This is a genomic window from Brachybacterium muris (genome assembly GCF_016907455.1).
GTDB classification, from domain to species: Bacteria; Actinomycetota; Actinomycetes; order Actinomycetales; family Dermabacteraceae; genus Brachybacterium; species Brachybacterium muris.
In genome coordinates, this window is sequence record NZ_JAFBCB010000001.1 from 1,242,982 (window position 1) to 1,268,680 (window position 25,699).

At 69.3% G+C, this 25,699-nt stretch carries 29 protein-coding genes and 1 tRNA gene; 13 read left to right on the plus strand and 17 right to left on the minus strand.

Going from position 1 to position 25,699, the window contains the following annotated elements; translation table 11 throughout:
• Nucleotides 1-21: 21 nt before the first annotated feature.
• Nucleotides 22-1,245, plus strand: a complete 1,224-nt coding sequence (locus JOD52_RS05710) for a P-loop domain-containing protein (protein WP_239551804.1) — start codon at nt 22-24, stop codon at nt 1,243-1,245.
• Between the two features lie 144 nt (nt 1,246-1,389).
• On the plus strand, nt 1,390-1,767 hold the full coding sequence (locus JOD52_RS05720; protein ID WP_204409038.1) for a PH domain-containing protein: 378 nt from the start codon (nt 1,390-1,392) through the stop codon (nt 1,765-1,767).
• Here JOD52_RS05720 and JOD52_RS05725 read toward each other — a convergent pair.
• Both JOD52_RS05725 and JOD52_RS05730 read right to left on the minus strand, forming a co-directional pair.
• Nucleotides 1,688-2,353 carry a hypothetical protein gene (locus JOD52_RS05725; protein WP_204409039.1) on the minus strand — a complete coding sequence of 222 codons (666 nt, stop codon included), beginning with the start codon at nt 2,351-2,353 and terminating at the stop codon, nt 1,688-1,690. The genes JOD52_RS05720 and JOD52_RS05725 overlap by 80 nt on opposite strands.
• A gap of 149 nt (nt 2,354-2,502) precedes the next feature.
• Nucleotides 2,503-2,745, minus strand: coding sequence for a hypothetical protein (locus tag JOD52_RS05730; RefSeq protein ID WP_204409040.1), 243 nt, complete (start codon nt 2,743-2,745; stop codon nt 2,503-2,505).
• Nucleotides 2,746-3,008: 263 nt separating this feature from the next.
• On the opposite strand from JOD52_RS05730, the gene JOD52_RS05735 reads away from it, so the two are divergent.
• The 3 genes from JOD52_RS05735 to JOD52_RS05745 all read left to right on the plus strand — a co-directional run bounded on the left by JOD52_RS05735 (nt 3,009) and on the right by JOD52_RS05745 (nt 7,135).
• Nucleotides 3,009-5,588 (plus strand): ATP-dependent Clp protease ATP-binding subunit, encoded by a 2,580-nt coding sequence (locus JOD52_RS05735; protein ID WP_204409041.1) that lies wholly within the window; start codon nt 3,009-3,011, stop codon nt 5,586-5,588.
• Nucleotides 5,589-5,753: 165 nt separating this feature from the next.
• Complete coding sequence (locus tag JOD52_RS05740; RefSeq protein ID WP_204409042.1) at nt 5,754-6,554, plus strand: DedA family protein; 801 nt, start codon at nt 5,754-5,756, stop codon at nt 6,552-6,554.
• 5 nt (nt 6,555-6,559) lie between these two features.
• Nucleotides 6,560-7,135 carry an amino-acid N-acetyltransferase gene (locus JOD52_RS05745; RefSeq protein WP_204409043.1) on the plus strand — a complete coding sequence of 192 codons (576 nt, stop codon included), beginning with the start codon at nt 6,560-6,562 and terminating at the stop codon, nt 7,133-7,135.
• Here JOD52_RS05745 and JOD52_RS05750 read toward each other — a convergent pair.
• The 5 genes from JOD52_RS05750 to JOD52_RS05770 form a co-directional block, all read right to left on the minus strand.
• Nucleotides 7,122-7,967, minus strand: a complete 846-nt coding sequence (locus tag JOD52_RS05750; protein ID WP_204411536.1) for an A/G-specific adenine glycosylase — start codon at nt 7,965-7,967, stop codon at nt 7,122-7,124. The genes JOD52_RS05745 and JOD52_RS05750 overlap by 14 nt on opposite strands.
• 223 nt (nt 7,968-8,190) lie before the next feature.
• Nucleotides 8,191-8,628, minus strand: coding sequence for a large conductance mechanosensitive channel protein MscL (mscL, locus tag JOD52_RS05755; protein WP_204409044.1), 438 nt, complete (start codon nt 8,626-8,628; stop codon nt 8,191-8,193).
• Nucleotides 8,629-8,692: 64 nt separating this feature from the next.
• Nucleotides 8,693-9,325, minus strand: coding sequence for an SAF domain-containing protein (locus JOD52_RS05760; protein WP_204409045.1), 633 nt, complete (start codon nt 9,323-9,325; stop codon nt 8,693-8,695).
• Nucleotides 9,326-9,445: 120 nt separating this feature from the next.
• Nucleotides 9,446-9,823 carry an FmdB family zinc ribbon protein gene (locus JOD52_RS05765; protein WP_204409046.1) on the minus strand — a complete coding sequence of 126 codons (378 nt, stop codon included), beginning with the start codon at nt 9,821-9,823 and terminating at the stop codon, nt 9,446-9,448.
• A gap of 82 nt (nt 9,824-9,905) precedes the next feature.
• On the minus strand, nt 9,906-10,580 hold the full coding sequence (locus JOD52_RS05770; protein WP_204409047.1) for a 5-formyltetrahydrofolate cyclo-ligase: 675 nt from the start codon (nt 10,578-10,580) through the stop codon (nt 9,906-9,908).
• Between the two features lie 57 nt (nt 10,581-10,637).
• On the opposite strand from JOD52_RS05770, the gene JOD52_RS05775 reads away from it, so the two are divergent.
• From JOD52_RS05775 to JOD52_RS05805, 7 genes are all read left to right on the plus strand, one after another.
• Entirely contained in the window at nt 10,638-11,282 is a 645-nt protein-coding gene (locus tag JOD52_RS05775) for a GNAT family N-acetyltransferase (protein WP_204409048.1), read from the plus strand.
• Nucleotides 11,283-11,318: 36 nt separating this feature from the next.
• Nucleotides 11,319-12,182, plus strand: coding sequence for a hypothetical protein (locus JOD52_RS05780; protein WP_204409049.1), 864 nt, complete (start codon nt 11,319-11,321; stop codon nt 12,180-12,182).
• Nucleotides 12,182-13,396, plus strand: coding sequence for an alanine racemase (locus JOD52_RS05785; protein ID WP_204409050.1), 1,215 nt, complete (start codon nt 12,182-12,184; stop codon nt 13,394-13,396). The genes JOD52_RS05780 and JOD52_RS05785 overlap by 1 nt, the downstream gene beginning before the upstream one ends.
• Nucleotides 13,397-13,448: 52 nt before the next feature.
• Nucleotides 13,449-14,768 (plus strand): D-arabinono-1,4-lactone oxidase, encoded by a 1,320-nt coding sequence (locus tag JOD52_RS05790; RefSeq protein ID WP_204409051.1) that lies wholly within the window; start codon nt 13,449-13,451, stop codon nt 14,766-14,768.
• A 30-nt stretch (nt 14,769-14,798) separates the two neighbouring features.
• Nucleotides 14,799-15,722: an inositol monophosphatase family protein gene (locus JOD52_RS05795; RefSeq protein WP_204409052.1), complete on the plus strand. Its 924-nt coding sequence runs from the start codon at nt 14,799-14,801 to the stop codon at nt 15,720-15,722.
• Between the two features lie 87 nt (nt 15,723-15,809).
• Nucleotides 15,810-15,882 (plus strand) — tRNA-Ala (locus JOD52_RS05800).
• A 335-nt stretch (nt 15,883-16,217) separates the two neighbouring features.
• The gene (locus JOD52_RS05805; protein WP_204409053.1) at nt 16,218-16,451 is read left to right on the plus strand and encodes a MerR family transcriptional regulator; all 234 of its coding nucleotides are present in this window, start codon (nt 16,218-16,220) and stop codon (nt 16,449-16,451) included.
• Nucleotides 16,452-16,462: 11 nt separating this feature from the next.
• On the opposite strand, the gene JOD52_RS05810 is transcribed toward JOD52_RS05805, so the two are convergent.
• The 5 genes from JOD52_RS05810 to JOD52_RS05825 form a co-directional block, all read right to left on the minus strand.
• Entirely contained in the window at nt 16,463-17,248 is a 786-nt protein-coding gene (locus tag JOD52_RS05810) for a hypothetical protein (protein ID WP_204409054.1), read from the minus strand.
• Nucleotides 17,245-18,198: a MarR family transcriptional regulator gene (locus JOD52_RS05815; RefSeq protein WP_204409055.1), complete on the minus strand. Its 954-nt coding sequence runs from the start codon at nt 18,196-18,198 to the stop codon at nt 17,245-17,247. The genes JOD52_RS05810 and JOD52_RS05815 overlap by 4 nt, the downstream gene beginning before the upstream one ends.
• 414 nt (nt 18,199-18,612) lie before the next feature.
• Nucleotides 18,613-19,236 (minus strand): HNH endonuclease, encoded by a 624-nt coding sequence (locus JOD52_RS16950; protein WP_259884977.1) that lies wholly within the window; start codon nt 19,234-19,236, stop codon nt 18,613-18,615.
• A gap of 33 nt (nt 19,237-19,269) precedes the next feature.
• Nucleotides 19,270-19,806, minus strand: a complete 537-nt coding sequence (locus JOD52_RS16955) for a DUF262 domain-containing protein (RefSeq protein WP_259884976.1) — start codon at nt 19,804-19,806, stop codon at nt 19,270-19,272.
• Nucleotides 19,803-20,504: an adenine-specific methyltransferase EcoRI family protein gene (locus tag JOD52_RS05825; RefSeq protein ID WP_204409056.1), complete on the minus strand. Its 702-nt coding sequence runs from the start codon at nt 20,502-20,504 to the stop codon at nt 19,803-19,805. Before JOD52_RS05825 ends, JOD52_RS16955 begins: the two co-directional genes overlap by 4 nt.
• A gap of 77 nt (nt 20,505-20,581) precedes the next feature.
• Between JOD52_RS05825 and JOD52_RS05830 the strand changes: the two genes are divergently transcribed.
• Nucleotides 20,582-21,211 (plus strand): CPBP family intramembrane glutamic endopeptidase, encoded by a 630-nt coding sequence (locus JOD52_RS05830; RefSeq protein WP_239551806.1) that lies wholly within the window; start codon nt 20,582-20,584, stop codon nt 21,209-21,211.
• A gap of 12 nt (nt 21,212-21,223) precedes the next feature.
• Here JOD52_RS05830 and JOD52_RS05835 read toward each other — a convergent pair whose 3' ends face one another.
• Genes JOD52_RS05835 through istA form a run of 5 tightly spaced genes read right to left on the minus strand, consistent with a single transcriptional unit; the run spans nt 21,224 to nt 25,651 of the window.
• On the minus strand, nt 21,224-22,804 hold the full coding sequence (locus tag JOD52_RS05835) for a DUF1846 domain-containing protein (RefSeq protein ID WP_376983658.1): 1,581 nt from the start codon (nt 22,802-22,804) through the stop codon (nt 21,224-21,226).
• 52 nt (nt 22,805-22,856) lie between these two features.
• Nucleotides 22,857-23,219, minus strand: a complete 363-nt coding sequence (locus JOD52_RS05840) for a hypothetical protein (protein WP_204409057.1) — start codon at nt 23,217-23,219, stop codon at nt 22,857-22,859.
• Complete coding sequence (locus JOD52_RS17450; protein ID WP_275579092.1) at nt 23,210-23,341, minus strand: hypothetical protein; 132 nt, start codon at nt 23,339-23,341, stop codon at nt 23,210-23,212. The genes JOD52_RS05840 and JOD52_RS17450 overlap by 10 nt, the downstream gene beginning before the upstream one ends.
• Nucleotides 23,342-23,345: 4 nt before the next feature.
• Nucleotides 23,346-24,092: an ATP-binding protein gene (locus JOD52_RS05845; protein ID WP_338124028.1), complete on the minus strand. Its 747-nt coding sequence runs from the start codon at nt 24,090-24,092 to the stop codon at nt 23,346-23,348.
• On the minus strand, nt 24,089-25,651 hold the full coding sequence (gene istA, locus JOD52_RS05850) for an IS21 family transposase (RefSeq protein WP_204408388.1): 1,563 nt from the start codon (nt 25,649-25,651) through the stop codon (nt 24,089-24,091). The genes JOD52_RS05845 and istA overlap by 4 nt, the downstream gene beginning before the upstream one ends.
• Nucleotides 25,652-25,699 lie beyond the last annotated feature (48 nt).

Genomic DNA, 25,699 nt, shown 5'->3' on the forward strand with positions numbered 1-25,699 from the left:
AACGTCGTGTCTGATGGACCCATGACCGCCGACGCCACCGCCCTCTCCCGCACCCTGACCGCGATCGACTCCCGCAGCTACGGCGTCTACAAGCAGCTGAAGGGCAGCTACGACCTGGGTGCGTGCCGCCTTGTGGTCGATCACGTGCAGGTCGATCCCTACGCCCCGCCGTCCCTGATGCGGATCGTCGTCGACCGAGCTCGTGCGGACCTGCCGCAGGATCTCCTCTCCGATCACCGCGGCCGGGTCGCTGCCACGGACTTCCTGGCCCGCGCCGTCGCCCGCGCCGCCGCGGAGCTGGGGGAGGGGATCAGCGCCGGCGCCCCGGGCCAGGAGGTGCTCGAGCGCACCAGCGTCGCCCTCACGTCGGAGGGCGTCGACGCACGGCTCGCGGTCCCGCTGCCCGCCGCCGGGCGCCGGATCCGCGGCCGCGAGGCGGCCCGCCTGCTCACCGAGCACCTCCCGCGCCTCGCCGAAGCGGCGCTGCTCCACGCGAGCCTCGATGCGAGCGCGCTCCGTGACCACGTCACCCTCCACCGCGACCAGGAGGCGCTGCGCGACCAGCTCACAGGGCGGGGCCTGGTGGCCTTCGTGGGAGACGGCGCGATCCTGCCGCGCCGATCCGGGGACTCGGACCTGCCGCTCGCGGACGGCGCCGTCCCCTTCGTCAGCCCCGACTCGCTGCGGGTCTGGTTCGATCTGCCGAGCGGCCGGCGCGTGAGTGGGATGGGCGTGCTGGACGGGGTCACCGTGATCGTGGGCGGCGGTTATCACGGCAAGTCCACGGTGCTGCGCGCGCTCGCCAAGGGTGTGTACCCGCACCGGGCGGGCGACGGCCGCGAATGGGTGATCACCCGGGCCACCGCCGCCGCGCTCCGCGCCGAGGACGGCCGCGCCGTGACCGGCGTGGACATCTCGCCCTTCCTCACCGGCCTGCCGTCCGGCACCGATACCCGCGCCTTCTCCACCACCAACGCCTCGGGCATGTGCGTGGCGCGCACCGGCCCGTCCGGGTGGAAGCGCGTCACCCACTGGTGGATCGGCCGGCCCTGCTCGTCGGCCCGCAGGATCGCGAGCTCCAGGACTCGCTCGCGCTCGGGGTCGAGACCCGTCGTCTCCACGTCGATCACCGCGAAGCGAGGCGTTCCCGACGGGGCGGGAGGCTGTGATGCGGACGGCGCCGAGGCACGGCCGCGGAAGCGATCGAGCAGTCCCACGAGGATCCTCTCCGGGCAGGGATGGTGATCGCTCGATCATCTCAGGGACCAGGGACAGAGGAGGGGCCGTTCGCGAGGGGACCATCGGTGATTCGTCCGTCCTTACCTGGGCCTATCTTTGACCTCGACACTGCGGCGCACCGGCGCCGTCGGGGAAGATGAGGAGAAGAAGTTGGACGCATCGGTATCGGCGATCACATCGTGGACCTTCGTCGAGGAGTGCCCGATCCCGCAGGACGTCACCGCACTGCTCGTGCCCGAGGAGCGCGCGATCGCGGCGTACAAGACGTTCCGCGACTTGGCCGTGTTCACCACGAAGCGGCTGATCGTGCGCGACGCCCAGGGGATCCGCGGCAAGAAGATCGAGATCTACTCGCTGCCCTACTCCGCGATCAACATGTGGTCCTCGGAGAACGCCGGCACCCTCGACCTCAATGCCGAGATCGAGCTGTGGACCCGCGCCGGCCAGATCAAGATCGCCGTCGGCAAGCACATCGACGTGCGCCGGCTCGACCTGCTGATCGCGAACGCGGTGCTGCGTTCATCCTGAGCCGGGGCGTCGGGCCGGGGCCGGGCCCGGTCCGTCTACAGCGTTGTTCTGAGGCGGGGGAGCGGCAGGTCGCGCAGCGCTTCGTCACGATCGGCTCGACGCTGTTCCCGCTGATGTCGAAGACCTCGGACCAGTTCGGCCACGCACGCCAGCCCTCGACGTCGGCGTAGCAGGTCCCTTCCGCCTGCTCGCCGTCGGTGACCACCTGCACGGCGGGCAGATCCTCATCGCAGCGAGGGTTGCTGAGCGGCGAGTCGCCGTCCTGGGAGTTCTCGACGGCATCCAGCATCGCCAGCTGCGCGGCCCGGTCGGTGACGACGACCTCCTGCTCCACCACTTCATAGCTGATTCTGGAGCTGTCGATGACGGTCCGCCCGCCGGACTCGACCTCGATGCCGCTGACGTCCTGCACGGAGATCGTCGAGCGCACCGGCTCGCCCCCGAAGGCCACGGTGCACTCGTACTCGCTGCCCGAGGTGGGCGCGCATTCGGAGCTGATCTCCTCCTCCGTCTGCGCCTGTTCGAGCACGGCGCTCTCCATCGCGTAGCGGAGCACCCCGGCGACCAGGTCCTCCTCGGTCTCCACGCCCTCCTCGGCGGGTCCGGCATGGAAGGCTCGCCGGGGGAGGCCGCGAGAGCTCCAGCGGATCTGCTCGTGAACAGAACGAACGCCGCAGGCCCGCGGGCCTCCGGCGTTCGACTGTTCCGACCGCGGCGGCCGGGTGCTGCGGGGGATCAGACGGTGGGAGGGGGGTCCCGGCGCTCGGACACGGTGTGACCGGGGGCGCTCTGGCTGTTCACCACGGTCTTGCGGGACTTCAGCATGAGCAGCAGGCCCACCACGAACAGGATGGCGCCGCCCACCATCAGGATGGTGCCGAGGGTCCCGGACTCGAGCCCGGGAAGGTCGATCTCGAGAGCGAATCGGACGATCGCTCCCAGGATGAAGAGGATGATTCCGCCGATGATGGCGCCCATGGGTTGCTCCTTGGATGATCGGTGCGGCGAGGTGGTGCCGCGGGCACCCGGGGGCCGCGTGCCGTGAGCGCCTCGGGGGACCTCGGCCACGGTGATAGGGGCCACTCTAGAGCAGTCATGATCTGTCGACGTGCACCGACCGAGGGGTCCGTGGTCGTGTCATGCCGCATCGGGGCCCATCACGCCCGCGGCGAACAGGCAGGTGGTTCGTCGGTGGGGACGCGTAGTCTCGATCCATCACCACCACCGGACGGGGGAGGACCATGTTCGAACGCTTTACCGATCGCGCCCGTCGCGTCGTCGTCCTGGCACAGGACGAAGCCCGCCTGCTCAACCACAACTACATCGGCACCGAGCACATCCTGCTGGGGCTGATCCACGAGGCCGAGGGCGTCGGGGCGAAGGCCCTGGAGGCACTCGGCGTCACCCTGGATGCCGTGCGCGAACAGGTGCGCGACATCATCGGCGAGGGCAACCAGACCCCCAGCGGGCACATCCCGTTCACGCCGCGCGCCAAGAAGGTGCTCGAGCTGAGCCTGCGCGAGGCGCTGCAGCTGGGCCACAACTACATCGGCACCGAGCACATCCTGCTGGGCCTGCTGCGCGAGGGCGAGGGCACCGCCGTCAAGGTGCTGTCCCGCCTGAAGGCCGAGCCCGCCGCGGTGCGCCAGGAGGTCATCGAGCGCCTCTCCGGCTACCAGGGCAAGGAGCCCGCCACCGCCGGCGGCCCCGCCGAGGGCCAGCCCGCCGGTTCGCTGGTGCTGGACCAATTCGGCCGCAACCTCACCCAGGCCGCCCGCGAGGGCAAGCTGGACCCGGTGATCGGCCGCGAGCACGAGGCCGAGCGCGTCATGCAGGTGCTCTCCCGCCGCACCAAGAACAACCCGGTGCTGATCGGTGAGCCCGGCGTGGGCAAGAGCGCCGTGGTCGAGGGCCTGGCCCAGTCGATCGTGGCCGGGGACGTCCCCGAGACCCTCAAGGACAAGCAGCTGTACACCCTGGACCTGGGGTCCCTGGTGGCCGGCTCCCGCTACCGCGGTGACTTCGAGGAGCGCCTGAAGAAGGTGCTCAAGGAGATCCGCACCCGCGGGGACATCATCCTGTTCATCGACGAGATCCACACCCTGGTCGGTGCCGGTGCCGCCGAGGGCGCGATCGATGCCGCCTCCATCCTCAAGCCCATGCTGGCCCGCGGCGAGCTGCAGACCATCGGCGCCACCACGCTGGAGGAGTACCGCAAGCACATCGAGAAGGACGCCGCCCTGGAGCGCCGCTTCCAGCCGATCCAGGTGGACGAGCCCTCCGTGGCCCTGGCCATCGAGATCCTCAAGGGCCTGCGGGACCGCTACGAGGCCCACCACAAGGTCACCATCACCGACGGTGCCCTGGTCTCGGCCGCGAACCTCGCCGACCGCTACGTCAACGACCGCTTCCTGCCGGACAAGGCGATCGACCTGATCGACGAGGCCGGTGCCCGCCTGCGCATCCGCCGCCTCACCGCGCCGCCCGAGCTCAAGGAGTTCGACGCGCGCATCGAGGAGGCCCGCAAGAAGAAGGAGGAGGCGATCGACGGTCAGGACTTCGAGCTCGCCGCCTCCCTGCGGGACCAGGAGCAGCAGCTGAAGACCGAGCGCGACGAGAAGGAGAAGGCCTGGCGTCACGGGGAGTCCGACCAGGTCACCACCGTGAGCGAGGAGACCATCGCCGAGGTGCTCGCCGCCTCCACCGGCATCCCGATCGTGAAGCTCACCGAGGAGGAGTCCTCGCGACTGCTCCACATGGAGGACGAGTTGCACAAGCGGGTCATCGGCCAGAACGAGGCCATCAAGGCCATCTCGCAGGCCATCCGCCGCACCCGCGCCGGTCTGAAGGACCCCAAGCGCCCGGGTGGCTCGTTCATCTTCGCCGGCCCCACCGGCGTGGGGAAGACCGAGCTGGCCAAGGCCCTGGCCGAGTTCCTGTTCGGTGACGAGGACTCCCTGATCCAGCTGGACATGTCCGAGTTCGGTGAGAAGCACACCGCGTCGCGCCTGTTCGGCTCGCCCCCCGGCTACGTCGGCTACGACGAGGGCGGCCAGCTCACCGAGAAGGTGCGCCGCAAGCCGTTCAGCGTGGTGCTGTTCGACGAGGTGGAGAAGGCCCACGTGGACATCTTCAACTCGCTGCTGCAGATCCTCGAGGACGGCCGCCTCACCGACTCCCAGGGCCGGGTGGTGGACTTCAAGAACACCATCATCATCATGACCACCAACCTGGGCACCCGGGACATCGCCAAGGGCGTCTCCATGGGCTTCCAGGCCGGTGGCGACCTCTCCACCGACTACGAGCGGATGAAGTCCAAGGTGCACGAGGAGCTCAAGCAGCACTTCAAGCCCGAGTTCCTCAACCGTGTGGACGATGTGGTGGTCTTCCCGCAGCTCGCGCAGGCGGAGATCGTCCAGATCGTGGATCTGATGATCGCCAAGCTGGAGGGCCGCCTGGCGGAGAAGGACATGACCCTCGAGCTCACCGACGGCGCCAAGAAGCTGCTGGCGGAGAAGGGCTACGACCCCGTGCTCGGTGCCCGGCCGCTGCGCCGCACCATCCAGCGCGACATCGAGGACGCCCTGTCCGAGCGGATCCTGTTCGGTCAGGTCCACGCGGGGGACGCGATCATCGTGGACTCCGAGGGTGAGGGGCTGCTGGGCGAGCTAACCTTCACCCGTCGCGGGTCCGACGGTGAGGTGAAGCCGATCTCGGACGAGGTCGACGTCGAATCCATCACCCAGGCCCGTGCCGAGGAGATGACCCACCCCGACGCCGATGCCGAGTCCGGGGACGTCGCGGAGGCCCACACCTCCTGACCTCGTGGCCGTACCCCTCACGCCCGGAAGCTGGGAGAGCTCCCGGGCGTGAGGGGTACAGTGCCGCTCCACGGGGCGAGGCCCCGCAACGGGCGCGACGAGCTGTCGCACTCGCACAGCCACAGCCGAGCAGAGCACCTGCTCGACCACGGAAGGGATAGGCGCTTGGGCGAGTTCTTCGATCAGCTCATGTCCCTGACCAGCCAGGTCGAGGAGTGGGTCCTGGCGATCGCCGACGCCTGGTGGGTGCATCTGGTGGTGTTCGGCTTCGCTGCCGGCGACGGGTTCTTCCCCAGCGTGCCCGGCGAGTCCACCATCGTCACACTGTCCTCCCTGTGGTCCACCTCCGGCAAGCCCTCCATCATCCTGGTGGGGCTGGCCGCCTGGATCGGTGCGTGGACCGGTGACAACATCGGCTACTTCATCGGCAAGAAGGTCGGCTGGGAACGGTTCCGCTTCCTGCGCGAGGGCAAGGGCCGCAAGGCTGTCGAGGCCGCCGATCGCGGACTCCAGCGCCGCGCCCTGCTGTTCCTGATGACCGCCCGCTACATCCCCTTCGGTCGCACCGCCGTGAACCTCGTGGCAGGTGCGGTGCACTACCCCCACAAGCAGTTCTGGCCCCGCTCCCTGCTGTCCACCTTCGTGTGGGCCGTGTACTCCTGCGGCATCGGTGCGGTGGCCGGAGCCTGGTTCGAGGACCACCACCTGCTGGCCGTCACCGTGGCCCTGGTGGCCGCCGTGGTGCTGGCCCTGATCGTCGAGCGCGTCGTCAATGCCGTCCACAAGGCCCTGGACCGTCGGGCCGCCCGCCGCGGCGAGGTGGTCCCGGACCGGGTGGACGCCGATGACGCCACCGACGCCGAGTTCGGCACCTTCGACGCCCCCGCAGACCCCCGGGTGGAGGGCCCGCAGGGCTCCCACCGGGTCCAGGCCGGTGTGGGGCCGTCCGGCGACAGGGCGGTCTGAGCACGGTGGGCATCACGATCCGCAGTGCCCGTCCGGCGGACGTGCGCGCCATCAACCAGCTCGTCGAGCCACTCACCCACCGCAACATCCTGGTCGCCAAGGACCTGGTGGCCTATTACGAGGCCGTCCAGGAGTTCCTGGTCGCGGAGGACGAGCACGGTGAGCTGGTGGGCTGCGGGGCTCTGCACGTGATGTGGGAGGACCTGGCCGAGGTGCGCACCCTCGCCGTGGCCGAGAGCCACCGTGGCGCAGGCGTGGGCCACCGCATGCTCCTGGCGCTGCTGGCGCGGGCCCTGCAACTGGGCCTGCAGAGGGTCTTCTGCCTCACCTTCGAGGTGGACTTCTTCCGCCGCCACGGGTTCCGCGAGATGGCTGAGCAGGTGGATCCTGAGATCTTCAACCAGCTGCTGCGGTCCGCCGACGAAGGCGTCGCGGAGTTCCTGGACCTGGCCCGGGTCAAGCCCAACACCCTGGGCAACACCCGCATGATCATCGACCTCGAGGACGCCGTGATCGTGGACCGCGACGGCGTGCAGCCGGACAGGCTCCGGGCAGCCCACGACGAGCTCAGGGGAGCCTGAGCCCCGTCCCGTCCGCGGCGGCCAGGCCGTCGGCCACCAGGGACACAGCGCAGCGCCGCACCCGGACCGGATCCTCCGCATCCAGTGCCAGCAGTTCCTGCTCCTTGGCGGTGTCGTTCTCGCGCAGCAGCGCCATGATCTGCCCGCGCAGCTGACGGTCGGTGCCCTCGAATGCCTGCACCCTCCTGGACCCCTCCGGCGCTGGTGGCCGGCCGGCGGTGTACCAAGTGCAGGCGGGGCCGGCTAGCGGGCACTCCTCGCAGCGCGGGGATGCCGCCGTGCACACCAGCGCGCCTAGTTCCATCACCGCCTGGTTCCAGGCCACCGACCGCGCCGGTTCCGCAGGCAGCACACGTGCTGCGGTGCGACGCTCGGCAGCGGTTAGAGAACGTGGTGGCAGTGCGGCACCGTCCACGGTTCGGGCCAGGACCCTTCGCACATTGGTGTCCAGCACCACGGCGCGGCCGTGGTGGGCGAAGGCCGTGACCGCGGCAGCGGTGTACTCGCCGATCCCCGGCAGCGCACGCAGGGCATCCTCCCCGCGGGGCACCTCGCCGCCGTGTTGGGCCACGATCGCGCGGGCGCACTCCTGCAGGCGCAGGGCCCTGCGCGGGTAGCCCAGGCGATCCCAGGCCCGCAGCACCTCGGCGGTGGGGGCGGCGGCGAGATCGGCGGGAGCGGGCCAGCGGTCCATCCAGTCCAGCCACCGTGGGAGCACCCGCACCACAGGGGTCTGCTGCAGCATCACCTCGGACACCAGGATCGACCAGGCGGAGGCCTCCGGGTGCCGCCAGGGCAGGTCCCTCCCGGCGTCGGCGAACCAGGCGATCACCGCGGTGATGGCGTGCTCGTCCAGGGCGACGGGGGAACGTGCCGAGGACGATGACGAGGACGTCGCGCTCGAGGTCCGGAGTGGGCGGGCAGGTGGGGGAGTGGGCACGCCGGGACGCTACCGCATCGGTGGCGCCGGTTGCCGGGAGAACGACGACGGGGCGAGACCGCTTCGGTCTCGCCCCGTCGGGGGTTCTTCGCGGCAGGTGCCGCGGCAGGTCAGATCAGACCTGCGGGGGCAGGGCGTCGCCCTGGGCGGGGGTGGTGCCACCGCGCTGCGCGGAGAGCAGGTCGCGGATCTCGGTCAGCAGCACGACGTCCTCGGGAGCGCCGCCCTCGTCCTCCTCGGGCAGGCCACGACGCTTGCGGTCGAAGGCGCGAGCCTCGGTGACCGGCAGCACGAACACGAAGTACACCACGGCCGCGGTGATCAGGAACGCGATGATCGCGGACAGCAGCGCGCCGAGGTCGACAACGGTGGAGTCATTGGTGATCTTGAACGCGAGTCCGTCGACGTTGGCGCCGCCGAACACGTTGATCACGGGCTGGATCAGGTTGTCGACGAAAGCGCCGATCAGAGCGGTGAAGGCGCCGCCGATGACCACGCCGACGGCGAGATCGAGGACGTTGCCCTGCATGATGAATTCCTTGAAGCCCTTCATGGCTTCTCCTTAGGTGGGAAAGGGATGGGTCTGAGAAGGCGCACCCCGGCGCCCGAACGGGACCTTATCCGACTATCGACAATATGGACCACCCTTCGCGTGTGGCATGCGCTACCTCCACCGCATCAGCACGGTCCACGGTGACCAGCACCACCAGATCCGGCGCGGTCCCACCGAGACCCGGCACAGCGCCGGTGGTGTCCCCCGCCACCTCCACCACGGTGGCGGGAGTGCGACCGGGCCTGGTGGGATCGGACGTGGAGTGGTGGATCTCCAGCTCGGTCCCCGGGTGCAGCCGGTCCCGCAGTTGGGCAGGTGCGGAGACCACCAGGAGGGAACTGCCCGGGGCCAGCTCTGCCTCGGTGTCCGAGGTGAGCAGACCGGGCAGGAGCGGGGTCCCCTCCGTCAGCGGCACTGCGGCGGTCCGGCCCACGGCCTCATCCGCTGAGGTGGCCGCCCCCGCGGGGACGAGCTCGGCTGCCACCTCCACAGTGCTCACGTGCTCCTCGGTGATCACCGTCCCGGCCGGTACGGCCCTGCTCGTCACCACCACGGTGGTGCCGCGATGCCCGGCAGGCAGCATCGACGGCAGGACGGCCACCGCCACCATGGCGATCAGCAGCGCCGTCAGGGTGCGGCGCCGGCGGCGCAGGGCGCGGCGGTAGGCGGGCAACTGGGAGCGGATCCGGGTGAGCATGCCGGGAACGCTACGGATGCACGCACCCGGTCATCCTCATCGCGCGGGCGACGGTGGATGACCGGGCTGTGGGGAGGAACCTCGTTCAGGCAGAGGAGCCTGACCGGCGGGAGCGGCACCTCAGGACGAGGCGGCGTCCTTGCTCGATGACGACGCGGCCGAGCCGGAAGAGCTGCTCGCTGCGGCCGAGGACGTCCCGCCGTCACCGGAGGAGCCTTCCGAGGACGTGCTGGCGGACGTGGAGGAGGAGTCGGATCCCCCGGCGGAGGAGGCGGAGGCCGCATCGGCCGCGTGGCTGCGGGCGCCGCCCTTGCCGGAGCTCTGGGAGTCGGTGGAGTAGAAGCCCGGGCCCTTGAACACGATGCCCACGCTGTCGAACACCTTGCGCAGGGCGTCCTGCGCGCACTCGGGGCAGGTCACCAGGGAGTCCTCGGTGAAGCTCTGGTACTGCTCGAAGCGATGGTCGCAGTTCTTGCAGGCGTACACGTAAGTGGGCACGGTGAGTCCTTCGTGGTGCCCCGGGAGCGAGGTCCCGGGAGGGAGCAGGGGTGGGGCCACTCGGTGGTGACCGTCGATGATTCTACGACCGTCCGATGCCACGCAGAGCAGGCTGGTCAAGGATCACGTGCAGTCCCTCGGCCGTGAGCACCGCATCGATCGGCACGTCGTGCGCCTCGCGCGGGAGCGTGCCGGGCTCCAGCAGTTCGGAGGGATGGATCACCGCCACCACTGGGGTGCCGGCAGGGCGGTGGGGGAGCGCGCGGTCGTAGTAGCCTGCGCCGTGACCGATGCGGGTGCCGGTGCGGTCCACCGCCACGGCCGGGGCCAGCACCAGCACGGCCTGCTCCAGCGCGTGCGGGCCCAGTCGTTCTCCTTCCGGTTCCCGCCCGAACCCCTTGCCCGGGGAGGGGAGGAACGCGGAGTGTCCGTCCCAGGTGATCCACTCCAGCTCGTGGCCGGCGGCGGCGGGGAACACCACCTCGGCGCCGCGCGCCGCCAGTTCTGCCGCCAGCGGCATCACATCGGCCTCCGTGGGCGTGGGGTGGTAGGCGGCCACGCGTGCGGCACCCGTCGATGCAAGGGCATCGGCCACCAGCTCGAGCAGCGGTGCGGCGTGGTGCACCAGGGCCTCGCCCTCGGCGGCGCGACGTCGGGCCCCCGCCTCGTCGCCGTAGAGACATCGTCGCTCGGCTCGGAGCCTTCCGCGCAGCTCTCGTTTCAGCTGGGCGGTCTGCGCGGGATCGACGTCGTCCATCGGCCCAGCGTGCCACAGCGTCCGTGAGCTGCGCGGGCCTCGGCCTACGATTGCCCGATGGTGCACACGTGGCCGGTGACGCTGCGCGACCGTGAGCTGGTGCTGCGGCCGCTGCAGCGCCGCGACCGATCTGCCTTCGAGTCCCTGCGCCGCCGCAACGATGCCTGGCTGCGCCCCTGGGACGCCACCGATCCGGAGAACGGCCGGGTGCGCCCCCCGTTCGCCACCCTGCGCCGCTGGAGCGAGCGGCAGGCGAAGGAGGGCACCTCGCTGCCGCTGGCGATCGTGGTGGAAGGCAGGCTGGGCGGGCAGATCACTGCCTCCCCGATCCTGTACGGGCCGCAGCGCAGCGCCGTGCTGGGCTACTGGATCGATCAGCGCCTGGCCGGGCGCGGCATCGTGCCCAGGGCCGCCGCCCTGATGATCGACCACCTCTTCGCCGAGATGGGGCTGCACCGGGTGGAGGTGACGGTCAGGCCGGAGAACACCGCGAGCATCCGCGTGGTGCAGAAGCTGGGCCTGCGCCCGGAGGGCCTCCGGCGCTCCGCGATCCACGTGGACGGTGCGTGGCAGGATCACCTGGTGTTCGCCCTCACCGTAGAGGAGGTCGTGGCCGGTCACCCCGGTCACCCCGGTCGCTCCGGCAGGGGAGTCCTTGACCGACTGTTGACACAAAACTCTCCCGACACGCGCCCCGCCTGACCTGCTGAATCACACAGGTGTCATTACGCTGGGGGAGTGGAATCGATCAATCCCGGGGCACTCCTGTTCGCCCTGCTGCTGGTGCTGTGGGTGGCCTACGCCATCCCCCAGCTCGCACAGCGACGCGACGTGATGGGACGTGCCCGCGCCGCCGAGCGCACCGAGGTGTCGCCCACCGCGAGGGATCTCTCCGCCGCGATCCGATCCCGTCGTCCTTCCCGAGAGGTGACCTCCCCCATGGCCGAGGACCGTCTGCTGCTGCGCCCTGCCGACCCGACCCGCCGCCCCCGCTTCGACGCCGCCCCCGGTGAGCGCATCGACCACCTCGAGGAGCACGCCCGCCACCGGCGCCTGCTGGCCGTGGTGCTCGTCCTGCTGGTGCTCGCCACCGCCGCGGTCACCGGCCTGGCCGTGACCGGCACCCTGGCCGCCTGGAGCCCCGCCATCCCTGCCGCGGCCCTCGCGCTGTACCTGCTGGGCCTGCGCCGTGCCGAGCTCGAGCGCCGCCGCCGCGCCCGTCGTGCCACCGCGATCGCGAAGCAGGAGGCCGCGACGCAGGTGGAGGCCACCCGCCCCGCTGTCGAGGCCCCCTCCGCGAAGCCGCTGGTCGCCTCGCGCCTGCCGGAGCGAGACTCCCTCGAGGAGACCACCGAGCGCGCCGCCCGCCAGGTCGCCGCTCCCGGTGAGTGGACCCCGCGTCCCGTGCCGCGCCCCACCTACGCGATGAGCGGGGAGGTGGAGGACCTCGCCACCCGCCACGCCGCCCACCGTGAATCCGTGCGCGCCACCACCGTGCCGCTGGAGCGGTCGGACGTCGAGGTGCTCGAGGCCGCCGACGAGCAGGCGATCCCTGCTGTGGACCTCCACCTGGACGAGATCCTCGCCCGTCGGAGGGCCTGATGCCCACCGGCGCAGCCACCGGGCGCGTCACCGTCATCGAGCGCGCCCTGGAGCGCGCCGGCATCGCCCAGCGCCCCGTGGCGGTGCTGGACCTGGACGCCTTCGACGCCAACGCCGCCGACCTCACCAGCCGGGCCCACGGGATGCCGATCCGCGTGGCCTCCAAGTCGCTGCGGGTGCGTGCCCTCATCGAGCGGGCGCTGGGGCAGCCCGGGTTCGCCGGGGTGCTCGCCTACACCCTGCCGGAGGCGCTGTGGCTGGCCTCCCACGGCATCGACGACATCGTCGTCGCCTACCCCACGGCAGACGCGCAAGCCATCGCAGCGCTCGCCGCCGATGACCACGCCCGCTCCGCCATCACCCTGATGGTCGACGAGACCGCCCATCTGGACCTGATCCTCACTGCGGCCCGCGGTGCGGCAGGCCCCGCCCGGTCGATCAGGGTGGCGATCGAACTGGACGTCTCCTATGCTCCGCTGCCCGGGGTGCGCTTCGGTGCCCACCGCTCCCCGCTGCGCACCACCGGCCAGGTGCTGGAGCTGGTGCGCCAGATCCAGGCCAGGCCGGGCCTGCGCCTGGTGGGAATGATGGCCTACGAAGGCCAGATCGCCGGGGTAGGGGACGCGGCCCGCACCCCGTACGGCAGCGCCGTGCGCGCCATGAAGTCGCTCTCCACCGCCGAGATCGCCCAACGCCGCAGCGACTGCGTGGCCGCCGTGCGGGAGGTGACGCAGTTGGAGTTCGTCAACGGCGGCGGCACCGGCTCCATCGAGTCCACCGGCAATGAGGACGCCGTCACCGAGATCGCCGCCGGCTCCGGACTGATCGGACCGGGCCTGTTCGACCACTACCGGGCCTTCCGGCCCGAACCGGCCCTGCTGCTGGGAGCACAGGTGGTGCGTCGGCCCGCCCAGGGCATCGCCACGTTGATGGGCGGCGGCTGGATCGCCAGCGGCGTGGGCGGCCCGGACCGCCTGCCCACCATCCACCATCCCCGCGGGCTCGCCTTCGCGCCACAGGAAGGGGCGGGGGAGGTGCAGACCCCGGTGATCGGGCCTGCCGCAGAACAGCTGCGGGTGGGTGGCACGGTGTGGCTGCGCCATGCCAAGGCCGGTGAACCGGCCGAGCACGCCCTGCACTACCAGCTCGTCGCCGGGGAGACTGTAGTGGGCAGCACCCCCACGTACCGCGGTGAGGGCAAGCTGTTCCTGTGATCGAATCCGGAGCGGGCGATGGCGCCCCTCCCCGGACAGAAGGAGCCCGCCGGTGACCATCACCGTCCTGCCGCAGCGCAACTGGAGCGGCTCCGCCCGCTGGACCCCCCGCGAGATCCTCGCCCCCACCAGTGAGCAGGAAGTGCTGGCCGCCATCGACACCGCCCGCGCCGCCGGAACCGGCCTGCGGGTGATCGGCGGCGGCCACTCCTTTTCCCCACTGGTCGCCACCGACGGCATGCAGCTCACCCTGGACGGCTACCAAGGCCTGGTCCACGCCGATCCCACCACGGGCCTGGTGACCCTGCGCGGCGGCACCCGGCTGTGGGAGATCGGTGATCTGCTGGCCCCGCACGGCCTGGCGCTCGCCGTGATGGGCGACATCGACCGACAGTCCATCGCCGGGGCCATCCAGACCGGCACCCACGGCACCGGCGCCCGCTTCACCGGCTTCGCCGGCACCGTGCGGGCCCTCCGCATTGCCCTCATGGACGGCTCCGTGGTGGAGACCTCCCCGGGCCGCGACCCTGACCTGTTCCACGCCGCCCGTCTGGGACTCGGCGCGATCGGCGTGATACTCGAGGTCACCCTGCAGTGCGTGCCCGCCTACCGGCTGCAGCTGCGCGAGAGCACCGAGCCGCTCGAGGATACGGCAGGCTCGTTCCTGGGCGACAGTGGGATCGCCGACCACCACGAGTTCTTCTGGTTCCCCCGCACCCGCCGCGCCACCGTGCGCACCACCCGTCGGCTGCCCGCCGATGCACCGCGCGAGCGCGCCCACCCGGTCGTGGAGACCCTGCAGCGCGAGGTGCTCGGCAACGGTGCCTGGGAGGTGCTGTGCCGGGCCGCCGCCCTGGTGCCACCGCTGTCGCGGCCCGTGGCGGAGGTGGGATCACGTTTCTTTGCCGGCTCCGGGATGACCGACGACGCCTCCGCGGTGTACGCCGCGCCGCGCCGGGTGAGGTTCCATGAATCGGAATGGGCGATCCCCGCCCACCGCTTCCCCGAGGCCTTCGCCGCCCTGCGCCGCCGCTTCGAGGACGAGGACGTGGCTGTCACCTTCCCGCTGGAGATCCGGAGGGTGGCGGCCGATGACGTGTGGATGTCCACCGCGTATGAGCGCGACAGCGTGTACATCGCCGCCCACCGCTACCGCGCGGAGGACGCGATCCCGTACCTGCTGATGGTGCAGCGCACCCTGGAGCCCTTCGCCGCCCGGCCCCACTGGGGCAAGCAGCACTGGCTGGGCGCCCGGGAGCTGCGACGGCTCTACCCCCGCTTCGAGGACTTCTGCCGGGTGCGCGAAGCGGCGGACCCCGATGGCATGCTGCTCACCCCGTACCTGCGCCACCTGCTGGGCGTTCCTGCCTGACAGCAGCGATCCGGCCTACCCTGGGAGGTGATGAACACCTCTGCGCCTTCTGCCCCCGCCCCTGTTCCCACTCCCAGCGAGCTGCTGGAGATCGCCGTGGGCGCCGCAGCGCTTGCCGCGGACCACATCCGCTCACTGGACCGTGACTCCCTGGCCCGCGAGTACAAGACCTCCAGCAAGGACATCGTCACCGAGCACGACCGTGCCTGCGAGGAGATGATCGTCGCTGAGCTGCGCCGCAGGTTGCCCACCTGTCGAATCGTGGGGGAGGAGGGCGGTGAGCGTCCGGCGGAGGGCACGAGCTCGACGGCCGATGCACCTGCCGGGGCTACCAGATCCCCCTCCCATGAGGGCCCAGTGGTCTCCTTCTTCGTGGACCCGATCGACGGCACCAGCAACTTCGCCGCCGGCTTGCCGCTGTTCTGCGTGTCCATCGGCGTGGCAATGGATGACGAGCTGGTGGCCGGCGTGATCGACGCCCCGGTGCTGGGCACCGTGTTCACCGCTGCCGACGGTCCCGCCATGATCAACGGTGTGCCCATCACCCCGCGGCCCACCAAGCCCGCGAAGGACGCGATGGTGCTCTCCGGCTTCCTGGGCCCGCGCATCTCCGGCCAGTTCCCCGAGTATGCCGCCCGCGCCGGCAATGAGATCAACGCCGCGTACTCCGCGGTGCGCAGCCTCGGCACCGCCGCTCTGGAACTCGCGTACGTCGCCGCCGGATGGGCCGACGCCACCGCCTTCGCCACCCTCAATGCCTGGGACGTGGCCGCCGGGTTCCACATCGTGAAGCAGGCAGGCGGCTCCCTGCGCACCTGGCCTGGCACAGCAGTTGCCGCCGACGCCCCCGCGCACCTGCAGCCCGCGTGCGTGGCCTGCGCGGGCCCGGAGCGGCTGGAGCTGCTGGACCGCCTCCAGGACGAGCTGCAGCAGTTGCGCGACGCGCAGAAGTGATGGCTGTGTGACCCTCGCCGAACCCGCCGGGCGGCGTGCTGACGAGGTGGCCTGCGGTGCTACCCTTGTGGGGTTGCCGCGAGGCACGGGGCTATAGCTCAGTTGGTAGAGCGTTTCGTTCGCAATGAAAAGGTCAGGGGTTCGATTCCCCTTAGCTCCACCGAGGAAGTTCCGAAAGGGCCTCTGACCAGGTATTACACCTAGGTCAGAGGCCATTTCCCTTTGCACTGAGTTCTGCGGAATCACTCAGTTTGTCACTCAGTTGTTCGGGTTCTGTAGGGTTCGCTCCGTCGATCTGAGGCTCGGATCACATATGGCCCTTCACGAGGTGGTCGATTCGAGGCGCTCGGAGGGTGTGACCCTGATCACCTGCGATGAGGTCGTCGAGAGGAACTGAGTGACGTGGACGGCCCGGAGTCACTCAGTCGGGACGGCCCGTCCACAGTGCGCGGCGGCCGGGTGCCAGCTGCGACCGGCGCTCGTACGCTCGGCCCCATGAACCCCTCGGATCCACCTTCGCCACCCCGCCGCTTCGTGCCGCTCGAGCACATCATGGAGGAGCTCTCGATCTCCTACTCCCAGGCCCCCGCCCTCGTGCGCTCCGGGCAGCTGCGCGCGATCAAGGTCGGCGGCCGTGGCGTCTGGAGGGTCTCGCTGGACGCCTTCGAGGACTTCAGCGCCGAGCGCTACGCGGAGACCGCGGCGATGGTTGCCGAGAGCCAGACGTAGACCGAGGAGGGTCAGGGTGTCGCGACGTGCTTCACGAGGAGCGCGGCCATCCGGCTCCGATCGAGGTGCTTCGGCACGGGCATGAGCGAGGTCCGCTGCTGGAGTCGGCGGGGGAGCTGGCTGACCGCCCGCGCGGTGTCCAAGCGGACTCCCCTCAGATGCGTCTCTCCCAGCCTCCACGGGAGGTCAGGGTGAGCCTCGCGGATCTCGAGGAGCGTGTGCAGGTCCGCGAGGTCCCGGTCGTGCTGCAGGCCTCGTGCGGCCCACGCGTGGGCCTTGAGGATGAAGGCCCCCTCGAGCCCCGGGATCGGCACCCTGTAGGCGAGAGTCTCACCGGTGGTCAGGTGCGCGGTGACCGCTACGTGGATCGCCGGCTGCAGGAGGACGAAGGCGAGCTCGGGGAGGGTGTCGACCTGGCCGACACCATCGACCATCTGGGGCTTGATTCCCGTCGTGCTGCCCGTCCGCGGCAGCAGAAGGTTGATCTCGACCTGTCGCTCCTCGTCGACGGCCTTCGTGTACACGTTGCCGCGCTCCTGTACGAAGTCCTGGTCCTTCAGTCGGTCGACGATCGGTCCAACCACTTCGACATCGCTCACGGCGGCGTCCGCGTCGACCGTCGTGCGCTGCACCGCCAGTTCGGCGGGATGGGCGAGGAGCAGCAGGCGCACCATGTGGCCGCCGACGATCCGGTAGTCGGTCGTCTGGGCCGCTTCGGCGACGGCCTGCTGGCCGAGGTAGCCAAGGTCGTCGGCGTTGCTCCACGAGTGGGTCTCGAGCTCGATGCTCGCCGTCACTGCGCACCTCCCTCGAGAATCACCGTGCGGAGTGCCGCAGCTGCCTGGTCGCTGTCCGGATCGTCGCTGTGGAGCAGCTCCCAGAGGACCAGGACCGGATCGGCGACGAGATGCGGCACGCCGTCGGGACTCTCCCTACCCGTCACCCAGAGCGTCCGGTCGCGCGGAGTGCAGCAGATCAGCGTCGCTTCAGCCAGTGGAGCCGGCACGAAGCCCTCCCCGCCGAGATCCATCGGTCCGCGGAGGTAGATCCGGCTTCGCGTGGGGAGCTTCCACGGGGCATGGTGATCGGCGGCGACGTCGCCGCCGACGACCGGGTCGAGCTCGAGGCTGTGCGCCAGGGACACCGCGGTGCTCGTCTGCTGCGTCACGGGTTCCAGTCCGTACCAGCCGAACTCCTTGCCGCCCGGTCCCGGGTACTCCTCGAGGAACAGGTCCAGCCACCCCGCGGGATCCGCTGGACCCATGCCATTGAGCGTCCGAAGTGCTCGGGAGACCGCCTGTTGGGTGACTCCGAGTCGTGCGGCGAGTTCGGCCTGGTCTGGCAGCGATCCGCCGCGGATCAGCTCGCGCAAGAGCGCCCACCTCACCCAAGCCGGCCGACCCGCACGGCGGGGAGCTGAGAGGACGGGGGTCGGCTCCTCTGCGCGATAGGCGACCCCTTCGCGGTACAGACGCAGGGGGTTCTCGGTGAGGATGTCGATCTCGCCAGCTGCGGCGCGCTGCGTCACGTCTCGGGTGGCCCTGGAGCCGATCAGCAGCGTCCGGGCGTGCCCTGTGGTGGGACCCCTGCCGAGGCGTCTCACCGTCCGGGCGTCGAGCCTCTCGACAGGGTCCGTGGGAATGAACGCGAGCGTGCCGCCCGAGGCATCGCGCAGCATCCAGAGGTCATCCCCGGCCCCGTAGATCAGGTCCAGACCCAGCTCGCGCAGTACGCTCGCGACATCCATCGCGACCCCTCCTACCGTCGGCACAACAATCCTTGTCCCAATGTACGTGACAGAGGTTGTTTGACGGAGGAAGGTGTGATGGTGTAATCGAAACCTGCGCGTACATAGGTCCGTCCAAGGTGATCACGCACCAGTGGTGGTCCCTCGAGGACTCGGTGCTGGGCCACGCCTTCGTCGTTAAGGTTAACGCGCCCAGTGTCTGGGGCTCCCGGGATCAGACGACACCCCAGCCGCCCAACCCTTGTGACCCCGTGCCAACAGCGCAAGTCAGCCGACAGAACCACGTCCCTGACCCTGGTGACCACGATCCGCTGTCACCACCCTGTCCCCGGAGTGCGGGTCACCGGCGGGTATGAGGAGAGCCCCTCCGATCTCGTGATCGAAGGGGCCTTCTCGGTGCCGTCGGCAGTCGCCCTACTTGTTGCCCTTGGTCCGGTTGTGGGACTTGCAGAGCATCTCGCAGTTGGCGAGCGTCGAGAGGCCACCCTTCGTCCACGCCGTCACGTGGTCGGCCTCCATCTCCTTCGCGGTGTAGATCCTGCTGCGGTTCGCGTTGGTGCCGCTCGCGCACACAGGGCAGTTCGAGACGTCCTTCTTCTTCGCTTCGTCGGTCTGGCGCTTGTACGCGGCCGCCTTGGTCTTGGCGTCGAAGATCCGTACGTCCAGGAAGGTCTGATCGCTCTTGCCGCCGAGCAGGTACTCGTAGATCCCCTTGCGGGAGTTCACCGCGGGATCCTCGAGCAGCTCTGCCGCATCGGCCGTCATCTGGCTCGAGCGGTAGGACTGGTGCTTGTAGGTCTCGTAGAGCCGGCGCCACTCGAGTCCTTGCATCGACTTGTCCGGGGGAGCGGTGAAGATGCCGCCGACCCACTCGATGACGGTCTCGAAGTACGTGCGCAGTTCACGAGCATCGGAGTCATGACGGTGGACGGCCATGTACCCGTCGATCTTCTTCCCCTGGGCAGAAGCGGCCCAGTCGAGCGAGACCCACGACAGCGCGACCTCGAGGACCTCCTGGCGCTTCGGGTCGCCCTTCACGTACGCAGCCCACTTCTGCTGGACCGCGCTCTGCTAGTTCGAGAACACCTGCTTCGCCGCCGTGACGAAAGGGCCGGAGTAGATCGCGTTCCGCAGCTCCTGCGTCGTGAGCGGCACGTTCGCGATGTTGATCGTCTGGAACCACTCCTTGATCTCCGCCTCGGTGCCCTCACAGACGTAGACCAGCAGATCGCTCTGCAGGATCCTCTCCTGCTCCTCCGGCGGAAGCGAGGAGAAGGTCTGCTCGCGGCCGTCGCGCATGATGGCGAACTTCCCCGTCGTGAACCGACCGACCGAGGTGATCCGCTGCTGGCCGTCGAGCACCTCGAGGTGCGGTGCGGAGGTCGCTCCGGTGTCGACGAAGTAGATCAGGCCCAGCGGGTAGCCCTTCAGTAGCGAGTCAATGACTGCGACGTCCCGCTTCCCGTCACCGTAGATGTAGTGCCGCTGGTACTCGGGCTGGATCACGAGGTCGCCGCCCAGCCCGAAGAGGCCACGCCCCTCGAGCTCGTTGAAGATGAACCCCTCGAGAACCTCGGCGACGGTGTAGTGGCGGAGTTCGGTCTTCACGAGGCGATCTCCTCGGAGGCGACGTTGCGGTGACGGATCAGGATGCGCTTGCAAACCGCCTGCTTCGTACTCAAGATGCCAAGCTTGGTCCGTCCCTGGCTTCCGACGAACTCGGGTCCGAGGGGTGTGATGCCGAGATCCGCGCCCAGTCGCCCCTCGCTGTTACCGATGATCTCGAACTGGTCAGGATTGTACCTGTCAAGGAATGTGATGGGTACGCCCATCACGCCGGGGTAATCAGAGGGGATTGCGTCCGTGAACGGCACTTCGATCGCATCATAGTTGGCGTAGCGCTGATATTCCGTTTCGCCGTCAAGCTTCTTGATCAGCTTCTTGTTGAAGATCAGGTTGTCCTCCGTTGACATGAGCTGAAGGGGCTCATGTCGTCGGCCGTGATCGATGCTCGTGAACCAGCAGGCGTTGCCAAGACGCGTGTAGTCCCGCTCCTCGTCCGAGGGGTAGCCCAGCTTCTCCGCCTTCAAGCGATCCGACTCCGAGATAATCGACCCCTTGGGGACTCCGAACACCATGCCAGTGCTGTTGGCGGTAGCACCCTTCCAAAGCCTATTGGCCCTGATGTGCGGGAAGACCTCGGCATACGTGATCGCGTTATTGCTACCGACGATGGAGAACTTGGTGTTCCCATCGATAAGCCACGTGACGAAGTCTCGGAGCCACCCTGCTCGGTTACAGCGCACTGCTCATCCCCGGCCTGCTCCTGCTGGGGGTGTGCTTCTGGCTGGCCCGATCGGACCGGGACCCACTGCTGCGCATCATGGTGCTCATCCTCGGGTTCATCCTGATCCGCGATGCGATGACACCGACAGGATTGTGGGAGTTCGGTCTGGTGGACGGTGTCGTGCCGTGGCTGCGGATGCCCGACGACCCGCTGGTGCTGGTGGCCTTCGGTCTGGGCAGCATGATCCTGGTGCTGGCCACGCTGCAGGACCGCGGTCTCAAGGAACTCGTGCACTGGGGGACCTTCGACCTCCGTACCATCGGTCTGGGCATCCTGGGCGGGGTGCTGGCGGCGGCACCGATCCTGGCACTGTCTGCTGGTGCGCTGATCCAGGAGCGCGGAGGTGAGGTCGCCCTCGGTATCCTCCCTGCGCTGCTGTTCATGGCGCTGGCCGGGAACCTCGGTGAGGAAGTGTTCTTCCGCGGCTACCTACAGGGCCGCCTGGAGCAAGCTATGCCTGCCGTGCGGGCTGCGCTGCTGTCGGCCGTCCTCTTCGCGGCCTGCCACGCCTTCCTCGCCACCACCGTGACCGACGTGGGTTGGCCGCTGCTGGCGTTCACCCTGTGGGAAGGACTGATCTGCGCCTTCCTGCGGCTGCGCTGGGGCGTGATCCCGGCGGCGATCGCCCACGGGCTGGCGATCTTCCTGCTCAGCAGCGGGCTCTGAAGCAGGGCACGATCAACGCTTCTGGTACAGCGCCTTGCGCTGGAAGCGTGGCTCGGAGGTGACGTGGATGCCCAGCTGGCGGAAGATCCCCTCGTCCACCGACCCCAGGATGGTGGTGGTGTGCACGTCGCAGCCTTCCAGGCTGCGTAGCTGCGCGAGCGCCAGGCGGGCGTTCTCGTCGGTCGCGGCGGAGACCGACAGGGCGATCAGCACCTCGTCGGTGTGCAGGCGGGGGTTGCGTGATCCCAGGTGCTGGGTCTTCAGAGTCTGGATCGGCTCGATCGAGGCGGGGGAGAGCAGGTGCACCGCATCGTCGAGCCCCGCCAGGCGCTTCAGGGCGTTCAGCAGCATCGCAGCGGAGCACCCCAGCAGCGCGGAGGTCTTGCCGGTGATGATCGTGCCATCGGCCAGTTCGAGGGCGGAGCCGGGATGCCCGGTGGCCTCCTGGACGGCGAGCGCGGGAGCCACTACGGCGCGATCCTCGGTGCGGCAGCCTGCCTTGCTCATCACCATCGCCACCCGCTGGGACACGTCGTCCTCGCGATCGTGGATCCGCTCGTCCACCAGCACCTTGTAGTAGCGGCGGATGATCTCCTGCCGGGCGGCGTCACGGCACACCTCATCGTCGACGATGCCGCGGCCGGCCATGTTCACCCCCATCCCGGTGGGGGAGGCGTAGGGGGAGGTGCCGGTGAGCTCGGTGAGCAGGGAGCGCACCAGGGGGAACACGTCCACGTCACGGTTGTAGCTGGTGACCTGGGTGTCGTGGGCGGCCAGGTGGTACGGATCGATGAGGTTGCGGTCGTCCAGGTCCGCGGTGGCGGCCTCGTACGCGAGGTTCACCGGGTGCTCCAGCGGGAGGTCCCAGATCGGGAAGGTCTCGAACTTCGCGTAGCCGGAGCGGATGCCGCGACGGTGGTCGTGGTAGATCTGCGAGAGACAGGTGGCGAGCTTCCCGGAGCCGGGACCGGGGGCGGTGACCACGATCAGGTCCCGTGTGGTCTCGGAGTGCTCGTTGGCGCCCAGGCCCTGCTCGGAGACGATCCGGGTGGTGTCCTGCGGGTATCCGGGGATCACGCCGTGGCGCGCCACCTTGAGGCCCAGCCGCTCCAGGCGGGCGGCGAAGGCATGGGCCACATGGTTGGACTCCTCGAGCTGGGTGAGCACCACGTGCTCCACCAGGAACCCGCGCTCACGGAACACGTCCACCAGGCGCAGCAGATCGTCCTCGTAGGGGATGCCCAGGTCAGCGCGCACCTTCTGGCGCTGCAGGTCCTTGGCGTTCAGGCAGATCAGGATCTCCAGCTCGTCCCTGAGCCGTTCGAGCATGGCGATCTTGTTGTCCGGGGTGAAGCCTGGCAGCACGCGGGAGGCGTGCAGGTCGTCGAAGAGCTTCCCACCCATCTCGAGGTACAGCTTCCCGCCGATCTGCACACGCCGGGCCTGGATGTGCTGGGACTGCAGCTCGATGTACCGCTGCCGGTCGAAGCCCACCGGCCGCGGGTGCGCCGCGCCGCCAGGGTCGGTGCTCCCCGGGCCGCTCCCGGTCGGCGGAGTGGGCGGGACCGGGGCGGCGGGGGCGGTGTCAGTCACCCGGCCACGCTAGCAACGCCCCGGGGCCGACGGGGGCAGGCAGGGCTGCCTCTCATCCCACACTGCGATCCTCCGGGTCGCCGCCCGAGGAACGGTCGTCCGAGGAAGCGATGCCGGGGGAGCGAGGTCCGATGGGCATCCTCACCACCCCGAACCCGAGCAGCCCGGCCACCGGCAGCAGCGGCCACACCCAGTTGATCCCGTTGCTGCCCACCATCCCGGAGGTGGCCATCACCGCGAGTCCCGCGCACACCATCACCGCGGCCGTGAGGGGTCGCCACAGGGCCGGGGCCGGGCGGTCGTCCGGTTTCGGGTCCTCGAAGCGGCCCATCACCAGCACGATCACGCCGGTGATCGCCAGCAGCACCAGCGCCCACAGGGGGCGGCTGGCCCACCAGGCGCCGCTCAGCGGCACCGGCAGCAGTGGCTGAGTATTCGTAGTCGTGGGAGCCACCGAATCTTGCTCTTGGGGACCGCCGATCGTGCCGACGGGGGCCAGTAGCCGCCGCGGTGGGGACCACTGGCTCCCGCCGGCATCGGGTCACTGGGGCAGTGCGGTGTGTTCTCGCATGTTCCTGTCGCCGGTGTCGATCCAGATTGTGTTGTGCACGATGCGGTCCATGATCGCATCGGCGTGGACTGCTCCACCGAGCCGGGCGTGCCAGTCCTTCTTCGGGTACTGGGTGCAGAACACGGTCGAGCCGGTGTCATAGCGGCGCTCGAGCAGTTCCAGCAGCATCGAACGCATTCCCTCGTCAGGATGGTCCAGCAGCCACTCGTCGATCACCAGCAGCGAGAACGTGGAGTACTTCCGCAGGAACTTCGTCTGGCCCTGCGGCTTGTCCTTTGCCAGGGCCCAGGCCTCTTCGAGGTCGGGCATTCGGATGTAGTGGGCTCGGAGCCGGTGCTGGCAGGCCTGCTTCGCCAGCGCGCAGCCGAGGTAGGACTTCCCTGAGCCGGTGAAGCCCTGGAAGACCACGTTCTGTTGCCGCTGGATGAAGGAGCAGGTTGCCAGTTGCGCGATCACGTTCCGGTTCAGTCCCCGTTCCTCGACCAGATCCAGCCGCCGCAGGTCCGCTCCGGGATAACGCAGCCCCGCCCGGCGGATCAGACCCTCGACCTTTCCATGATTGAAGATGGAATGCGCCTCGTCCACGATCAGCTGGAGCCGTTCCTGGAACGACATCCCCAGCACGTGAGCCTCATCCTGGGCATCGATCGCGTCCAGCAGCGCGGTCGCGCCCATCTCGCGCAGCTTCCGCTTCGTGTCGTTATCGATCACGCTCACCGGACACCTCCGGCGTAGTAGTCGGCGCCACGGACGTATCCGCCGTCTTCCGCGGGTTCCTCGCGGGGTGGACGCAGGGCGGCGACCTTGTCCTGCCCGGTGGCCAAGATCGGGTGCAGATGCGCATAGCGCGGTGAACGGACCCGTCCCGTCAGCGCGAGTGCGCAGGCCGCCTCGACCCGATCTACGGAGAAGCGGCGAGAGAGCCGTAGCACCGCCAACGCGGGATCCAGGCCCTGTTCCACGATCGGCACGGACTCGAAGATCCGCTGGATCACGATCACCGTGGCCGGCCCGACCCGATCTGCCCACGCCCGCACCCTCTGCGCGTCCCAGGCCTGGAAACGCTCGCCCGCAGGTAGGTCCGCGTCGTTGGTGCGGTACTCATTGCTCGCGGTCTCCGGGAGCAGCAGGTGACTGGTCAGTCGCTGGCTGCCCTGATAGATCTCCAGCGTCCGGGCCGTGATGCGCAGATCGACCTTCGCGCCGATGTGCGCGAACGGCGCGGAGTAGAAGTTCCGCGCGAACGTGACGTGCCCGTTCCTGCCCACTCGTCGTCCGTAGTGCCATGTCGAGATCTCGTAGGGCACCGCCGGCAGCGGCGTCAGCAGCGGCCGCTCCTCCGCGTCGAACACGCTGGCGCGGGATCCGGGCCGCTTCTGGAACGGCTCCGCGTTATAGGCCTCCATCCGCTGCCCGATGGCGGCTGCAAGTTCGGGCAGGGACGTGAATCGCTGATCCCGCAGCCCGGCGATGACCCAGGTCGCGACGTGCGCGACGGTGTTCTCCACGCTCGCCTTGTCTTTCGGTTTCCGCACCCTCCCCGGGAGCACCGCCGCCGAGTAATGCGCTGCCATCTCGCGATACGCATCGTTCAGGACGATCTCGCCCTCGCGGGGGTGCTTCACCACACCGGTCTTGAGGTTGTCCGGAACGATCCTCGGGACCGTCCCGCCCAGCGCCTCGAACATCGCTACGTGCGCTCGCAGCCAGGACTCCTGGCGCATATCCAGCGCCGGGAAGCAGAACGCGTAACGAGAAAAAGGCAGGCAGGCAACGAACAAGAACACCTTCGAGACCTCGCCGGTGACCGGATCGGCCAGCTCCATCGTGGGGCCGGACCAGTCGACCTCCACGCTCTGGCCGGCCTTGTGACCGACTCTCGAAGCGGCACCGGTGACCATGACGTGGTGCTGGTAGGTGCGGCAAAACCGGTCATACCCCATCGCCGGATCCCCAGCCGCCGTGGTCGCGTCGAAGTACTCGCCGTGCAACAGCTTCAGCGTCACGCCGACCCTGGCCATCTCTCGATGGACCTGTTCCCAGTCCGGCTGTGCGAACACGCTCTCGTGCTCGCCCCGGCCCGGGAACAACCGGGCATACACCTGCTCATCGGCGACGTCCGCGATATCGCCCCACCCGATCCCTGCAGCGTCAGCGGCCTCGAACACCGCCCTCACGGACTTGCGGGACATGCCCTGCGAGGACGAAATCGCTCGCCCCGACAGACCTTCTGCGCGCAGCTGGAGCACCAGCTTCGCCCTGATCTTCCGTACCATTCCAGATTGCTCCTTCCGCCGCGTGCCCTATACACACGGCGGAAGGAG

Excerpts from the sequence above, each read along its gene's own strand:
- JOD52_RS05710 (WP_239551804.1), top strand. The coding sequence starts at position 22 with ATGACCGCCGACGCCACCGCCCTCTCCCGCACCCTGACCGCGATCGAC.
- JOD52_RS05730 (WP_204409040.1), bottom strand. The coding sequence starts at position 2,745 with ATGGGCGCCATCATCGGCGGAATCATCCTCTTCATCCTGGGAGCGATC.
- JOD52_RS05735 (WP_204409041.1), top strand. The coding sequence starts at position 3,009 with ATGTTCGAACGCTTTACCGATCGCGCCCGTCGCGTCGTCGTCCTGGCA.
- mscL (WP_204409044.1), bottom strand. The coding sequence starts at position 8,628 with ATGAAGGGCTTCAAGGAATTCATCATGCAGGGCAACGTCCTCGATCTC.
- JOD52_RS05760 (WP_204409045.1), bottom strand. The coding sequence starts at position 9,325 with ATGCTCACCCGGATCCGCTCCCAGTTGCCCGCCTACCGCCGCGCCCTG.
- JOD52_RS05770 (WP_204409047.1), bottom strand. The coding sequence starts at position 10,580 with ATGGACGACGTCGATCCCGCGCAGACCGCCCAGCTGAAACGAGAGCTG.
- JOD52_RS05775 (WP_204409048.1), top strand. The coding sequence starts at position 10,638 with ATGGTGCACACGTGGCCGGTGACGCTGCGCGACCGTGAGCTGGTGCTG.
- JOD52_RS05785 (WP_204409050.1), top strand. The coding sequence starts at position 12,182 with ATGCCCACCGGCGCAGCCACCGGGCGCGTCACCGTCATCGAGCGCGCC.
- JOD52_RS05795 (WP_204409052.1), top strand. The coding sequence starts at position 14,799 with ATGAACACCTCTGCGCCTTCTGCCCCCGCCCCTGTTCCCACTCCCAGC.
- JOD52_RS05805 (WP_204409053.1), top strand. The coding sequence starts at position 16,218 with ATGAACCCCTCGGATCCACCTTCGCCACCCCGCCGCTTCGTGCCGCTC.
- JOD52_RS05815 (WP_204409055.1), bottom strand. The coding sequence starts at position 18,198 with ATGGATGTCGCGAGCGTACTGCGCGAGCTGGGTCTGGACCTGATCTAC.
- JOD52_RS05830 (WP_239551806.1), top strand. The coding sequence starts at position 20,582 with ATGGTGCTCATCCTCGGGTTCATCCTGATCCGCGATGCGATGACACCG.
- JOD52_RS17450 (WP_275579092.1), bottom strand. The coding sequence starts at position 23,341 with ATGCCGGCGGGAGCCAGTGGTCCCCACCGCGGCGGCTACTGGCCCCCG.
- istA (WP_204408388.1), bottom strand. The coding sequence starts at position 25,651 with ATGGTACGGAAGATCAGGGCGAAGCTGGTGCTCCAGCTGCGCGCAGAA.